This is a genomic window from Pseudarthrobacter sp. lyk4-40-TYG-27 (assembly GCF_030209295.1).
In the GTDB taxonomy this organism is placed as follows: Bacteria; Actinomycetota; Actinomycetes; order Actinomycetales; family Micrococcaceae; genus Arthrobacter.
This window is the reverse complement of sequence record NZ_JARVSH010000007.1, coordinates 114739-129407: the sequence shown is the minus strand read 5'-3', so window position 1 is coordinate 129407 and position 14669 is coordinate 114739. Positions and strand designations below refer to the sequence as shown.

The following is a 14669-nucleotide window of genomic DNA, read 5'->3' as shown; positions in this document are numbered from 1 at the left end:
TTATTTTCTGCACGTAGGATCGACACTATGGAGCCTGAGGAAAAGCCCCGCCGCCGGGGGAGCGTAAAGAAGATTCTCGCCGTAGCAGCCGTCTGTGTCCTGGCTGCCGTGGGCGGGGTTTTCGCCGCCGTCGCACCGGGCCTTGCTGGGAGTCCGCTCGAATCTGAAGCCTCCTCAGCACTGCGGACGTCGCCCGGAATCGCTTCCCCCATCGTGCCCCCGGTGACCCTGGATGCATCGCCGGCCAACGGCGCAAAGCAGGTCAACCCAGCGGCGCCGGTTTCCCTGAAAGTGGCCAACGGGACCATCCAGCGCGTCACCCTTACCAGTACTGCCGGGAAAATCGTCGAAGGCAGCATCGACCCCAACGGGACGGCATGGTCCGCCTCCGGCCCCCTGGAGTTCAACACGGACTACAGCTACACGTACGTGGTCAAGGACTCGGCCGGACGCGAAACCAGCACCACCCAGGCCTTCAACACAGTGTCCAGCTCGCATGAGGCAGATGCCGCCATCTACCCGCTCAACGGCATGAAGGTGGGCGTCGGGCAGCCCTTGCAGATCATCTTCAGCGAGCCGGTAGTCAACCGCGACGCCGTCGAAAAGGCCATCAAGGTCACCACCACTGCAGGCCAGAGTGGTGCGTTCCACTGGTACAGCGACACCATGGTCCGGTACCGGCCGGAAAACTTCTGGGCAGCCAATTCCACCATCACCATGGACATGCAGCTCTTTGGTGTCGACCTGGGCAACGGCCAGATCGCGAACTTCAACAAGAAGGTCAACGTCTCGATCGGAGACAAGAAGGTGGCGGTCGCGGATGCCACCGCGCACACGTTCACGCTCAGCGTCAACGACCAGCCGGTCAAGACGCTGCCGGTCAGCATGGGGGACAAACGGTTCCCTTCGGCCAAGGGATACGCGGTGCTGATGGAGAAGAACAGGTTTGACCATTTCCGGGCCTCGACCATCGGGCTGAAACCCGGTGACCCCGCCTACTACGGTGAAGCCGACGTCGAATACACCATCCGCCTCACCCTGAGCGGCGCCTACATCCACCAGGCGCTCGAATCCGCCTACCCCTACATCGGGAACACCAACGTCTCCCACGGCTGCATCGGATTCCTGCCCGATGGCGCAGCCTGGGTGTTCGACAACATGGGAACCGGAGACGTGGTCCAGATCATCAACACCGAGGGCGACTACGCGGCCAACACTGACGGCTACGGCGACTGGAACATCCCGTGGAACGAGTACGCCAACTGAGTCAGCCGTTGAACGGCAGCCGCTGGAGCCGTTGACCCACCGAGGAATTTCGGCGGCGCGATTCAGAAAGCCTGGTGAACTCCCGGTTCCGGCGCTCGGCGACGACGGCGGCCAGGAAGTGGTCAGGGCCGGTCCCCGGGGGCGGTGCGGGGGATACGTGCGACGACAGTTCGGAGGCGATCGCCGCGGCCATCTGCGCCCTGGACTGCGGCGCCATCCGGCCGGCCTGGCGAATGAACTGCGCCGCCCTGCGGGCCGTGGCGTCCGGAATCCGGCCGATGTCCGCGGCCGCTGCCCAGGGCTGCAGGTGCGGCGGCACGAACACGCGGATTGCTGCGTCGGCAGGCACCCGGCTGCGGACCGCGTAGGTGCCGGCCAACATATCGCCCAGGCGGCGGGATTTGTCGTTGAAGAGCGCCACCGCGCATGCCAGGCCGCCGAACGTCAGGTAGATTTCGAGGAATCCCGTCAGTCCCCGGATCAGCGCGTGCCGGAACCTGATACTGCCGCCGTCCTCGCGGACAACCCGGAGGCCGGTGGCTAACTTGCCCAGCGACCTGCCCCGGCTCAGGGTCTCGACCCCCACCGGGACGACGACGAGGCAGAACACCGCGGCGGTCAGGGCCAGCGCACGCGCGGCGGCCTCATCCAGGTCCCTGCCGGCGGCGGCCAGGCCAAACATGAATCCCACCAGCAGGACCACATGGAAGACGACATCGATGACCAGGCCCAGAGCGCGGGCGGCGAAGGTGGCCGGCCGAAGTTCGAGGACGACTGCTTCGCCGGTGATGATTGGACTCACTGCGTCCCTGCCCTTCGCAGCTGGTGATGCGGACGACCGCATGGGTGCGGACGGTCAAAGTCTAATGCCGGGCGCTAGGCTGTAGCCGTGGATATGGACGCCTTCTCCGCCGTGAACGCGGACAAGTGGTCGCGGCTGAAGGAGCTCGCTGCCAAACGCAGGCTCACGGGTGCCGAGGCCGACGAACTGCTGGCCCTGTACCAATCCGTGTCCGGGCACCTGTCACTGGTTCGTTCCATTGCACCCGAGAGTGCATTGTCGGCCTCGCTCTCCGCCACGCTCGCCTCGGCCAGGACCCGCTTCACCGGTGCCCGGTCCAACGCGATGGCAGACCTTGCGAGGTTCTTCGTGGCGGCCCTGCCGGCTGCGCTGTATCGGCTGAGGTGGCTCACGATGGCCTGCGGGGCAGTCTTCGTCCTCGTCGCTGCCGCCTACGCGGCGTGGATCGGAACGTCCCCGGATGCCCTCCGTGCGGTGGCATCCGAATCCGCCGCCGCGCAGTATGTCGACCAGGACTTCATCAACTATTACTCGGAAAATCCGGCAGCATCCTTCGCCGGGGCCGTGTGGACCAACAACGCCTGGATCTGCGCCCAGGCGGTGGCCCTCGGAATTACCGGCGTCTGGGTGCCGATGATCCTGTTCAACAACGCACAGGGCGTGGGAATTGCGGCCGGGATCTTCGCATCTGCCGGCAAATCCGATGTTTTCTTCAGCTACATCCTGCCGCACGGCCTGATGGAGCTCACCGCCGTCTTTGTGGCATCCGCTGCCGGCCTGCGCATCTTTTGGGCAATGGTCTCACCGGGTCCGCGGACCAGGAGCCGCGCCGTGGCGGAAGAGGGCAGGTCGCTGGTTACGGTGGCCCTGGGGTTGGTCCTGGTGCTGTTCGTCTCGGGCCTCGTGGAAGGTTTCGTGACGCCCAGCCCGCTGCCGGCTTGGGCCAGGATTGGCATCGGCGCGGCGGTTCTTGCAGCGTACTGGCTTTATGTCCTGGTGTGGGGCCGTCGGGCCTACCTGGCAGGGGAACGCGGCGACCTTCGCAGCGAAGACGCGGGCTATACGGAAATCGCTGCCTGAATCGTTGTAATCCAGACGGGGTGGTTCCTCGCCCAGCCGAAGTTCCGGACGGTAGGCTCGAGGGCAGAATGAATCGCGCCGGCAGACTTGGACCGGTGCGGAACCTGACGGAAGTGACGCTGCTGTGAACGACGAAACACCGGCCCGCGCCAAAAGCGAAGCGCCGCAGCCGGAACCGATCCTGGACACCTCCGGGGATTCCGACGAGCCCGCGTTTTCCTGGCTGACACCTGCCGGTGGTAAGACTTCCGGCCGGGAAGACGCTGTACAGGAAACCAAAGCACCGCAGGCGGACAGCAGGGCGGGCCGCCGGGCGGCGGAATCCGCCGTCGGCTCCTCCGGCACGGGATCTTCGGCCGACGGGTCCTCGCAGGCGGCGGCCGGGACATCCGTTAAGGAGCCGCGCGGCTCAGCCGGCCCGGTCTTCAAGGAACCGCTTCCCACCTCCGCCCTGCACGTCCGGCCGCCCGAGGAAGAAGTGGAGCGCCGCAACGCCCAGCGCGAAAGCGCCGCGAACGCCAAGCCGGTTGCCCCCCGCGTCATGCAGGTCCTGCTGGCCGTCATCTACCCCTTCATCCTCCTCATCCTGGCCGTCCGGGCAGTGACCAGCCCGCTCTTCCTCTGGGTGGAATACAACCGTCCCGGTTTCCCCGGCGACGGATACGGCTTCAGCACTGACGACAGGATGACCTACGGCTCCTACGCCGTTGACTACCTGAGTAACTGGGCCGGCCCGCGGTACCTGGGAGACCTGGTGCAGCGCGGCGGCGAAAAGCTCTTCAAGGACGGCGAGGTCAGCCACATGGCTGACGTCAAGACGGTCATCCTCTCCACCTTCGGCGCCGGCACCGCGCTGCTCATCCTCGCCCTGATCGCCCTCGTGTACCTGCGCAGGCGCAGCACCGGCGGAATCCGGCGCGCCCTCTTCGCCGGTTCGATCATTACCCTCGTCCTGATCCTGGGCCTGGGCACGCTGGCAGCCTTGGGCTGGCAGCAGTTCTTCACCGAATTCCACCGGATCTTCTTTGCCGACGGGTCCTGGACCTTCAGCCTGGATGACACCCTGATCCGGCTGTTCCCGAGCCAGTTCTGGATCGACGCCGGCATCGGCATCGGCGGCATGGTGCTCCTGGCATCCATCATCACGCTGGTGCTCACCTGGCCCACGCGTCGCCGGCGCGGTATTGTCCGGGAGGACACGGACGCCGAGGAGCCGGTGCCGGCGGATCAGCCGTAAATCCTGGCGATCTCCGCCTCATACTGCTGGACCACGGCGGCCCGCTTGAGTTTCAGTGATGGCGTCAGGTGTCCTGACTCCACCGTGAACTCGGTGTTGAGAAGCGTAAAGGTGCGCACTGACTCGGCTTTGGACACCAGCTGGTTGGCCAGGTCCACCGCTTCCTGGACGGCGGCGAGGACCTGGGGATCGCTGGTTGCCTCGCTGAGGGGGAGCGGCGGGAGGCCACGCTCCTCCCGCCAGTTGGCCACGCCTTCCGGGTCAAGGGTAAGCAAAGCGGACACGAACGGCTTCCCGTCTCCCACCAGCACCGCATGCCCCACCAGCTGATGGGTCCGGATCTTCTCTTCCAGCGGCCCAGGCGCCACATTCTTGCCGCCCGCGGTGACCAGCAGGTCCTTCTTCCGGCCGGTGACGGTGAGGAAACCGTCCTTATCCAGCACACCAAGGTCCCCGGTCCGGAAGAAACCATCCACGAACGCCTCCGCGTTCGCGGCCGGGTTTGCGTGATAGCCACGGAACACGCCAATTCCCTTGACCAGGATCTCTCCGTCTTCGGCCACCCGGATGGTGGTACCCGGAACGGGGATCCCCACCGTTCCCACCTTGGTGCGGGTCGGCGTGTTGGCCGTGCACGGTGCCGTGGTTTCGGTCAGCCCGTAGCCTTCCAGGACGGGAATGCCCACGCCCCGGAAGAAGTGTGCGTCCTCCAAAGCCAGGGGACTGGCCCCCGACACCGTGTATCCCACCTCGCCGCCCAGCGCCTGCCGCAGCCGGGGATAGACCAGCCGGTCAAACAGTCCGTGCCGCACGCGGTTGAGCAGGCCAGGGCCCGGTCCCTCGCCCCGGTTCTGCCGGTCTTGCTCCTTTGAGTATTCGATTGCTGCCGCCGAGGCCGCGTCGAACAGCCGGCCCTTGCCCGCAACCGCGGCCTTATGGGCCGCCGTTGCCCGGACCTTCTCGAAGATCCGCGGCACCACCAGAAGGAACGTCGGCCGGAACGAACCCAAGTCCTCCAGCAGCTGCGCCGCGCCCGGGGTGTGCCCCAGGGTTGCCCCTGCGGTGAGGCACACCACCTGCACAGCCCGAGCCAGCACATGGGCCAACGGAAGGAACATCAGTGTGCGAGGCTGGCCTTGCTGCAGGATTTCCGGCAGGAAAGAGACGATGTTCTTGGCCACCAGCGCGAAGTTCCCATGCGTGATCTCACATCCTTTGGGCTTGCCGGTGGTGCCCGACGTGTACACCAGGGACGCGAGATCGGCCAGGCCGGCATGGCTGCGCTGCCTTTCCAGCTCGGTGTCGCTGACGCCGGCACCGGCCGCGGCAAGGCTGGCAAGGTCCGGGGCCTCGCCGTCGTAATCCATCCGCACCACGTTGACCAGGCGGTCCCTGAGGACGTCGGAACCTGCCAGGACTCCGGCCACGAGCTGCACCGTCGCACGGTCGCCGGCGAACACGCGGCGGACCCCTGCGTCCTGGATGATCCACTCCACCTGGCTGGCGGATGACGTTTCGTAGATCGGCACCGTAACGCCGCCGGCGAACCAGATGGCGAAGTCCACCAGGGTCCACTCGTAGGAGGTGCGGGCCATTACCGCCACCGTGTCGCCGGGTTCAAGGCCGCCGGCGATGAGCCCCTTGGCCAGCGCGCTGACGTCCTGGAGGAACTTCTGCGCGGAAACGTCCACCCAACCGTTTGGGCCCTTGCGCCGGTACAGCGCGTGGGCGGGGTTTGCGGCATGCTGCTCCAGCAGCAGGTCAGTCACGTTGCTGTTGGCATCAAGCTCAACCAGCAGTTCCGTGCTCGCTTCTCTCACAGCAGGTCTCCGTTTCCGCTGCCACGCCGCGGCGGCGGCTCCAACAGGTCTCTAGTGCCATCCTGCCCTAGATCCAGGACGGCATCCACATCCGGACTTTCCAGTCGACATAGGGGATGACCTCGGCGGTCCAGATCGGGTAGAAGAACGCCGACAGCAGGATTGCGGCGGCCAGGTAGAGCGCCACCAGGTACAGGCCCGAGCGCCGCCGCCAGGGCGGGTCCGTGGCGCGGCCCAGCACCAAGCCCAGGCAATACACCAGGGCAAGGATCAGGAACGGCTCAAAGGACACCGCGTAGAAGTAGAACATGGTGCGCTCGGGGTACATGAACCACGGCAGGTATCCGGCTGCCACGCCCGCCAGTACTGCGCCCGCGCGCCAGTCTCGGCGGCCCGCCCACCAGAACAGCAGGACCACCAGCGAGATGGCCGCCGCCCACCAGATCAGGGGGTTGCCCACAGACAGGATGGCCGAGGTGCATTTTTCCACAGCGCAGCCCGGGGTGCCCTGTGGCGGGGATTCATAGAAGAACGACGTCGGCCGTCCCATCACCAGCCAGCTCCAGGGACTCGCCTGGTACGGGTGCTCGGAGCTCAGGCCCTGATGGAACTTGTACGCTTCGAGGTGGTAGTGGATGAGGGACCTGACGGAGTCCGGGAGCCAGCCCCATTCGGTGGAAGGGTTGCTCTCGGCCCAATGGCGGAAGTAGGCGTTGTCCGAGAGGAACCAGCCCGTCCACGTGGCCGAGTAGACGATGCCGGCAACGGGTACCAACGCGCCGAAGGCCGGAATGCCGTCCCGGATGACACCGCCACTGATCCAGCCGCGGATGCCCGCGACCCGGCGTGCGTTCAGGTCCCACAGCACCGTGAGGATGCCGAACCCTGCGAGGAAGAAGAGGCCGGACCACTTGGTGCCCACTGCCAGGCCAAGGCAGATCCCGGCGGCGATCCGCCACCAGCGGACGCCAAGCCATGGCCCGGCCAGCAGTGCCCCGCCCGGCGGCTGTCCGCCGTGCGCGGCAGCAATCCGCGCCAGCCGGGCCGCCAGCCGGCGGCGCCCGTCGTCCCGGTCCATGAGCAGGGCGCCGAATGCTGCAAGGATCCAGAACGCCAGGAAGACGTCCAGCAGCGATGTGCGGGACATGACAAGGTGGTGGCCGTCGACGGCGAGGAGCAGTCCGGCCGCGCCCGCCAGCGGAAGCGAACGGAACAGTTTCAAGGCGATCAGCGAGACGAGCAACACCGTGAGGGTTCCCGTGAGCGCCGCGGCGAAGCGCCAGCCGAACGGATTCTCCGGCCCGAAGAGCCACATACCTGCCGCGATCATCCACTTGCCCACCGGCGGGTGCACCACGTATTCGGGCGTATTCAGCAGGACGTCCGGATTGCCGGTATTGAACGAGTCGTTGGCTTTGTCCGGCCAGCTGCGCTCATAGCCGCTGATGAGGTAGGAGTAGGCGTCCTTGACGTAGTAGGTCTCGTCGAAGACCAGCTTGTGCGGTACCTCGAGCCGCACGAACCGGAGGACCCCGCCGATGAGCGCCGTCAGGACCGGAACCAGGATGAACCACAGTCGCAGGGACGCCGGGTGGTCCCGCCAGGATGCGTGTGCGCCCAGGAGCCGTGCCGTCAGGGCCTGGACGGTGAACGCCTCCTCCGGCCGGCTGACCCACCGAAGGGCGTGTTCCCCGCGCTCCGTAGCAGTTACCGCGGCTGCGGCCGGGGAGGGCGGCGGGGTGGGTTCACCGGCGCCGGCCGGCCGCGTCGAGGTCTGCGTCACGAGCCCCATGCTACCTTTTGCGGCTGGAAGACCCGGCAGCAGTAGGCTTGACGGGTGGACCCGAACCCCAGCCCCCTTCCTGATCCAGGCCCGTCAACGACGGGACGGATCGTCCTTGCCGCCACCCCGATCGGGAATACCGGTGATGCCTCTGCCCGGCTCGTGGAACTGCTGGGTACCGCCGACATCGTGGCGGCAGAGGACACCCGGCGCTTGCACCGCCTGGTCCAGAGCCTGGGCGTGGAAGTGTCCGGCCGCGTCATCAGCTACCACGAACACAATGAGGCGACCAGGACGGCAGAGCTCCTTGACCAGGTGCGGGCCGGCAGCACGCTGGTCATGGTGACCGACGCAGGCATGCCGGCCGTCTCGGACCCCGGCTTCCGGCTGGTGGAGGGCGCCATCGCGGCCGGGCTTCCAGTCACCGCCGTCCCGGGTCCCTCCGCGGTCCTCACGGCACTGGCCCTGTCCGGCCTGCCCACGGACAGGTTCTGCTTTGAAGGTTTCCTCCCACGTAAGGCCGGCGAACGCGCGTCGCGCCTGGCCGACCTTGCCGCGGAACGCCGCACCATGGTGTTCTTCGAAGCTCCGCACCGCCTCGAATCCATGCTCCGGGCGCTGCGCGAACGGTTCGGTCCGGACCGGCCCATCGCGGTGTGCCGGGAACTGACCAAGACGTACGAGGAAGTGATCCGGGGAACCACCGGCGAACTGCTCCAGTGGGCCGAAGAGAACGAGGTCCGCGGCGAGATCGCCGTTGTCCTCGGCGGGGCTCCGGAACAGGCGGCGGGCAAGCCGGAGGACCATGTGGCCGCCGTCAACGAGCTGGTGGCCCAAGGCATCAGGTTGAAGGAAGCGGTTGCCGCCGTGGCCGAGGACGTCCGGGTCAGCAAGCGCGAGCTCTACTCGGCAGTGCTCGCCGCCCGGTAGCAGCCTCTCCCGGCATGCCTTCGAATCTGTGCAGATGCACAGCGTGGGGCTGATGTGGCAGTGCGCAACGGCGTAGACCGGGGGAGGGGCCCGCAGTAGTCTGGCTGTTAATCAGCCCAATGATCCCGGTCACTCCGGCCGCGGCGCGGGGCTGCCAGAAACCCTACTGACGAGGGAGTCATCGTGACTGTCACTGCACAGCCGGCCGTTACCGCCGAGCGCGAAACCCGGCTTTTGGCCTCTGTTCCCACCGGGCTGCTTATCAACGGTGAGTGGCGCGACGCCGCCTCAGGCAAGACGTTCGACGTAGAGGATCCCGCCACCGGCAAGGTGCTGCTGAGCATTGCCGACGCCGGCGCGGACGATGCCGCTGCGGCCTTGGACGCTGCCGCTGCGGCCCAGGAATCCTGGGCCAAGGTGCCCCCGCGTGAACGCGGTGAAATCCTCCGCCGCGCTTTCGAGCTGGTCACCGAACGGGCCGAGGACTTTGCGCTGCTGATGACCCTGGAGATGGGCAAGCCGCTGGCAGAAGCCCGCGGTGAAGTCACCTACGGAGCCGAATTCCTGCGCTGGTTCTCCGAAGAAGCCGTCCGGGCCTTCGGCCGGTACTCGGTCTCCCCTGACGGCAAGTCCCGGCTGCTGGTGACCAAGAAGCCGGTAGGCCCCTGCCTGCTGATCACTCCGTGGAACTTCCCGCTGGCCATGGCCACCCGCAAGATCGCCCCGGCGGTGGCCGCAGGCTGCACCATGGTGCTGAAGTCCGCCAACCTGACGCCGCTGACGTCCCAGCTGTTCGCCGCCGTCATGCAGGAGGCCGGCCTGCCCGCCGGGGTCCTGAACCTCATCCCCACCTCCACGGCCGGAGAGACCACTGGGGCCCTGATCAAGGACTCCCGACTGCGTAAGCTCTCCTTCACCGGTTCCACCGAGGTGGGCCGCCGGCTGCTCTCCGACGCCTCCGGAACTGTGCTGCGCACCTCCATGGAACTGGGTGGGAACGCCCCGTTCCTGGTTTTCGAGGACGCGGACCTGGACGCGGCCGTTACCGGTGCGATGCTGGCAAAGCTGCGCAACATGGGTGAGGCCTGCACCGCAGCCAACCGGTTCATCGTGCACGAATCCGTGGCCGCCGAATTCGCCGAGAAGTTCGCGGCGAAGATGAAGGACATGACCACCGCCCGCGGCACCGAACCCGAGTCCAAGGTGGGCCCGCTGATCGATGCCAAGAGCCGGGACAAGGTCCACGAACTGGTCTCCGACGCCGTCGCCTCCGGCGCCAAGGCGGTGCTGGGCGGGGCACCGGTCGAGGGCCCGGGCTACTTCTACCAGCCCACCATCCTGTCCGGCGTCTCCGAAGGCACCCGTATCCTCTCGGAGGAGATCTTCGGGCCCGTCGCCCCGATCATCACCTTCTCCACCGAGGACGAGGCCGTGCGGCTGGCCAACAACACCGAGTACGGGCTGGTGGCCTACGTCTTCACCAAGGACCTCAACCGCGGCCTCCGGATGGGTGAGCGGCTCGAGACGGGCATGCTCGGCTTGAACGCCGGCGTGATCTCCAACGCTGCCGCACCGTTCGGCGGCGTCAAGCAGTCCGGCCTGGGACGCGAAGGCGGACTCGAAGGCATCGAGGAGTACCTCTACACCCAGTACATCGGCATCGCCGACCCCTACGCGGGATAGCTTCGGCGGTTCCAATGACGCACGTGCCGGCCGGGATCCTTCCCGGCCGGCACTTTTGCGTTCAGCCCCTGCCCCGCCCGCGAACGCCGTCGTCCGCCGCTGCTTCCCGACGCCCCGCCACCGGTGCCCCGGACGTTGCGGCGGCACGGCTCTTTCGGGAATGGGCGGCCGCACGGGCGGCTTTCCGGATGCCGCTGCCGGCTGCCCGGAACGGCAAGCCCAGCAGCAGGCCCAAGCGGCGGATGACGGACGGCGGAAGCCACTCCGCCCGCAGGCGGCGCGGCAGGGTGGCGTTCTGCCGGAGGGAGTCCACGAGCGCGGTGACCCCGGCCTGGATGTCCTGGCCGGCAGGGTGACCCCGCAGGCTGGTTGCCGGGGAGCTGTTGTCCGGCCGGCCATACCGGTGGTGCTCGAAGGCGGATGTCAGGAACGCCACGGCCTGGTGCGCTTCATGGTCCAACCCGCCGGGTTCACCCAGCAGTGTTTGCCGGAACCTGGCGGAATACGCCCGTGGAGTCTCGCTGGGTGCGGCTCGAACGCCGTAATCGGTGCCAAGGTCCGTCAGCTCGTTCCACGCCAACGGGACGGCCTGGCCCGGGGACCTCGGATTCAACCGGCGCGTCCTGGTCCCGGAACGGACCAGGTGCGGCGCGGCTGCCAGGAGCAAGGCGCCCAGCACGCCTGCGGTCCCGAGGAGCCACGGCAACACGCCGGCCGAACCGCCCTCGCCACCGCCCGTCCCGCCGGGGAGCGGCAAGGCCGTGGCGCTCGGGGTAGCGGAGGGCGCCGGGGCAGCGTCAGGGACGAGGCCGTCATTGTTGCCCAGGGTATCCGGGACGGCGGGCACCGGCGCGTCGGTGGCGTAGTCCGGGACCACGCCCCGCGACGGCGTAGGTTCGAACGGCACCCAGCCCAGGCCCTGGAAGTACAGCTCGGGCCACGCGTGGGCGTCACGGGCGTCCGCTTCGTATTCCGGGAGCGCACCCTGCCCGGCCACGGTTATGGTCGCCCCGGTCAACCGGCCCGGGGCATATCCCACGGCAATCCTGCTGGGGATTCCTTCCAGCCGCGCCATCACGGCCATGGCGGAGGCGTAGTGGATGCAGTATCCGCTCTTTTGCTGCAGGAAATCCGCCAGGACAGAGAGCCCGTTCCCGTCATAGCCGCCCTGGACCGGGGACTGGAGGGAATAGGTGAACTCGGACGAGCGCAGGTATCTCTGGAGGGCCATCGCTTTCTGGTACGGCGTCCCTGCAGTGCCGGCCACCGTCTTGGCGGTGGCCTTGACGATGTCCGGGACATTTCCCGGAATCCGGCTGAAATCGTCAGGGATTCCCCGGACGGGGCCGGACGCCTGGGCGAGGAGCGCGGCCGAAAGCTTTGGCTCGGTCGACGTCACGACGTACTCCTGTCGCCGGGTGGTGGTGTCGGTGCCCTTGATGCTGAGGGTGGCGGGGTCCCAGGTCCACTCGCCGCCGAGGCCCCGGATGGTTTCGGGCGCATATGGGACCGGCAGGTAGGGACTGGTGAAGGAACCGGTGTCGACGGCGGTGACCAGGCGCACCTGCTCGTCCGCGAGGACTGCGTAACCGGGATCGATCCGCCCGTCCAGCGGGACCCGGGACGCGGTGCGGTCATCCGGACCCCACGAGTCGCCGTCGAAATTGTCCACGGTGACAGAACGCAGGTAGAGCGGCGTGGGGGAATTCGTGGCATAGGTGATCCGACCGCTCCCGTCCGGTGCGCGCAGGCTGCTGCCCAGCGTGATCATCGGGTTCAGGCCGGTGGCGCCGCCCCACGGGTTGAGCCTGGACCCCTGCGGGAACGTGCCTTGGTCGAAACCGGGAATCGCCAGGGGCAGCAGCAGGGTGGCCACCATGGCCGCGGCTCCGGTCAGGGCTGCCCGCCTTGCCAAGCCGGGGCTGCGGGGCGCGCCGGACTGGAGCTGTCCGTCCGGGGCAAACCGCTGGCTGCAGGCCAGGATCAGCAGGTACCCGGCCGCCGTGGCAGCGAAGCTCCACACGCCCACGCTCTGGGGCTTGATCATGGCGGGAACCACCAGCAGCGCCAGCAGGCCCACCCCTGAGGCGGCGGGCATGCGGAGGGGCACGGCCAGGGCGTCGACCAGGATGACGGCGAGGCCCAGCACCGCACAGACCACCATCACGATTCCGGCGTTGGGAGCCACCGGCGCTGTCTCCGACAGGACGGTTTCGCTGGCCCGCCGCATCAACCGGTCAAGGTCGGGGAGCGTGGCGCCGGTCGGAATAACCCACAGGAAACTTGAGCCGCGGAAGAACGTCAGCGTGAGGACGGCAGCCAGTGAGATGAATCCGCCTGCCGTGACCAGGAGGGGCTGGGCTCGGACCGAACGCAGGGCCGCCAGGGCCACGCTGACCGTCAGCACGGTGGTCAGGACGGGCCAGAACCAGTTCCAGCCCCGAAGGACGCCGTTTAGAGACAAGGCCGCCCCGCAGACAGCCACCGAAATCGCCAACGCCATGGCCCACGGATAAGCGCCGGCCTGGGGACGCCGGGCCGGCGGTTCGGGCTGGTTGCGGGCTTCATTCCCGATGCCTGAAGGCCGGGCTGGTGCCATTGTCATGTGGCTACTCCTGCTCCACGGCGGACCTCGGACGCCGGGGCCACGGGCACGGCAGGGTCCTCGTCGAACTGTCCCCAGGCCGCCGCCAGAGCGGTACGCGGCGTCACGGCGGCAGCGCGCCAGCCGTTCTGCCGCAGCACGTCCAACACGCCGTGGAAGTCAGCCGGCTTGTCCACGGCCAGGAGGGCGAATGCGTTGGTTCCGTAGGCTGCGGCCGGTGCCAACGCCGTCGCCTCCTCGGCACTGATCCTTCCCAGCACGGCGATCAACGGTCCGCGCATCCTGTGTGCGCCCAGTTTGTCCATCAGGTGGTCGTCAAAGGCCGGTGGCTCCTGGTCCGCGCCCGGGGGCTGCCCTCCGCCGGCGGCCCGGCGCCGGCTGCTCCGGCCCTGGGCGTCCCGGGCCGCAGTGTCCCGCCGAGTGTGGGATGGCCCGGACAGATGGACCGCGGCGAGGCTCTCGGCTATGGACTGCAGCCCGGAGGTGCCACTGAACTCGTCGGCCCCAGGTTCCGGGGACGACGGTGAATGCAGGAAAGCCGGGTTGCCGCCGGCATCGAGGATCCGGAGGCTGTAGTTGCGTTCCGCCAAGTGGGCGCTGACGGACATGGCGGCGACGACCGACCATTCGAATGTCTCGCTGGTGGCCAGTCCGTGCCCGTGTCGCCCCGGCAGCCCTGGCATCGTCATCCCGGAGGGGCCGCCGAAGGCAGCGGAACGGTGATCCAGGATGATGGTGGCTTCCGGCGTGGTGACGGATTCCTCCTGGCGGACCATGAGCTCGCCGTGCCTCGCCGTGGCGGCCCAGTGGACCCGGCGCATGGGATCCCCGTGCCGGTATTCGCGGGTCATGACGTCGTCGTCGCTCGGATTTGCGCGGGTGCGCGTGGCGGTGACGCCGTCGTTGCCCCGCGCTCCGTCCAGCGCCGTGGCAGGCAGCACGACGGCGGCCGGCGTCACGGTGAGGATGTCGCCGCCGTCGATGGCCTGGCGGTGCAGCGACAGTCCGAACGGGTCGGTGAACTCCGCCGTGACCGGCCCGATCCGGAACAAGCCGCGGTAGCCGGACGTCAAGTGGTATTTGTAGCGGCTGGTGCCGCCAGTTGCGGAACGGGAAGGAAACCGGAAAGCCGGCGCCTGGCCGAAGTGCGGGGGCAGGCGCTCCTCCATGATCACCTGGCCGGTTCCCGGGCCCGTCCTGCCCACCGCCAAATGGACGATGGTTGGCGCGGATGTTTCCACGGGTGAGGGATTGAACTCGCGGTACACCCGGAATTTCGGTTTCACCAGCCGGATTCCTGCCAGGGACACCAGCGGCAGCACCAACAGCAGCAGCGCCAGCGTTAACAGGTCCCGGCGCCCCATGACCTGCGCGGCGGCCAGTGCGAACGCCCCGGCGGCAAGCATGCCCCAGCCACGCCTGGTGAACAGGTGCCGGGGAAGCTTGTCCAGGAACGCCATGGT

General features: G+C 67.8%; 10 protein-coding genes. 5 read left to right on the top strand and 5 right to left on the bottom strand.

The genetic code is table 11. The features are described from left to right. The first annotated feature begins 27 nt into the window (after nt 1–27). The gene (locus tag QRM96_RS14710) at nt 28–1266 is read left to right on the top strand and encodes a L,D-transpeptidase (protein WP_285320090.1); all 1239 of its coding nucleotides are present in this window, start codon (nt 28–30) and stop codon (nt 1264–1266) included. 1 nt (nt 1267) lies between these two features. Here the strand turns inward: QRM96_RS14710 and QRM96_RS14705 are convergent, their stop codons facing one another. Next, entirely contained in the window at nt 1268–2068 is an 801-nt protein-coding gene (locus tag QRM96_RS14705) for an RDD family protein (RefSeq protein ID WP_018762941.1), read from the bottom strand. Between the two features lie 87 nt (nt 2069–2155). Here QRM96_RS14705 and QRM96_RS14700 point away from each other — a divergent pair, with 87 nt between their 5' ends. Together QRM96_RS14700 and QRM96_RS14695 are read left to right on the top strand one after the other, a co-directional pair. Further along, nucleotides 2156–3148, top strand: coding sequence for a stage II sporulation protein M (locus QRM96_RS14700; RefSeq protein ID WP_206073945.1), 993 nt, complete (start codon nt 2156–2158; stop codon nt 3146–3148). Between the two features lie 124 nt (nt 3149–3272). Next, nucleotides 3273–4385, top strand: coding sequence for a TIGR01906 family membrane protein (locus tag QRM96_RS14695; protein WP_285320089.1), 1113 nt, complete (start codon nt 3273–3275; stop codon nt 4383–4385). Here the strand turns inward: QRM96_RS14695 and QRM96_RS14690 are convergent. Further along, nucleotides 4376–6205 carry an AMP-dependent synthetase/ligase gene (locus tag QRM96_RS14690; protein WP_285320088.1) on the bottom strand — a complete coding sequence of 610 codons (1830 nt, stop codon included), beginning with the start codon at nt 6203–6205 and terminating at the stop codon, nt 4376–4378. The two genes, QRM96_RS14695 and QRM96_RS14690, sit on opposite strands and share 10 nt — an antisense overlap. 67 nt (nt 6206–6272) lie before the next feature. After that, nucleotides 6273–7997 carry a dolichyl-phosphate-mannose--protein mannosyltransferase gene (locus QRM96_RS14685; protein WP_285320087.1) on the bottom strand — a complete coding sequence of 575 codons (1725 nt, stop codon included), beginning with the start codon at nt 7995–7997 and terminating at the stop codon, nt 6273–6275. Between the two features lie 45 nt (nt 7998–8042). On the opposite strand from QRM96_RS14685, the gene rsmI reads away from it, so the two are divergent. Beyond that, complete coding sequence (gene rsmI / locus QRM96_RS14680; RefSeq protein ID WP_018762946.1) at nt 8043–8918, top strand: 16S rRNA (cytidine(1402)-2'-O)-methyltransferase; 876 nt, start codon at nt 8043–8045, stop codon at nt 8916–8918. A gap of 183 nt (nt 8919–9101) precedes the next feature. Continuing rightward, on the top strand, nt 9102–10601 hold the full coding sequence (locus QRM96_RS14675) for an NAD-dependent succinate-semialdehyde dehydrogenase (RefSeq protein ID WP_109863442.1): 1500 nt from the start codon (nt 9102–9104) through the stop codon (nt 10599–10601). Between the two features lie 61 nt (nt 10602–10662). Here the strand turns inward: QRM96_RS14675 and QRM96_RS14670 are convergent, their stop codons facing one another. Then, on the bottom strand, nt 10663–13206 hold the full coding sequence (locus tag QRM96_RS14670) for a transglutaminase TgpA family protein (protein WP_285320086.1): 2544 nt from the start codon (nt 13204–13206) through the stop codon (nt 10663–10665). Beyond that, nucleotides 13203–14666, bottom strand: a complete 1464-nt coding sequence (locus QRM96_RS14665) for a DUF58 domain-containing protein (RefSeq protein ID WP_285320085.1) — start codon at nt 14664–14666, stop codon at nt 13203–13205. Before QRM96_RS14665 ends, QRM96_RS14670 begins: the two co-directional genes overlap by 4 nt. Between the last annotated feature and the right edge of the window lie 3 nt (nt 14667–14669).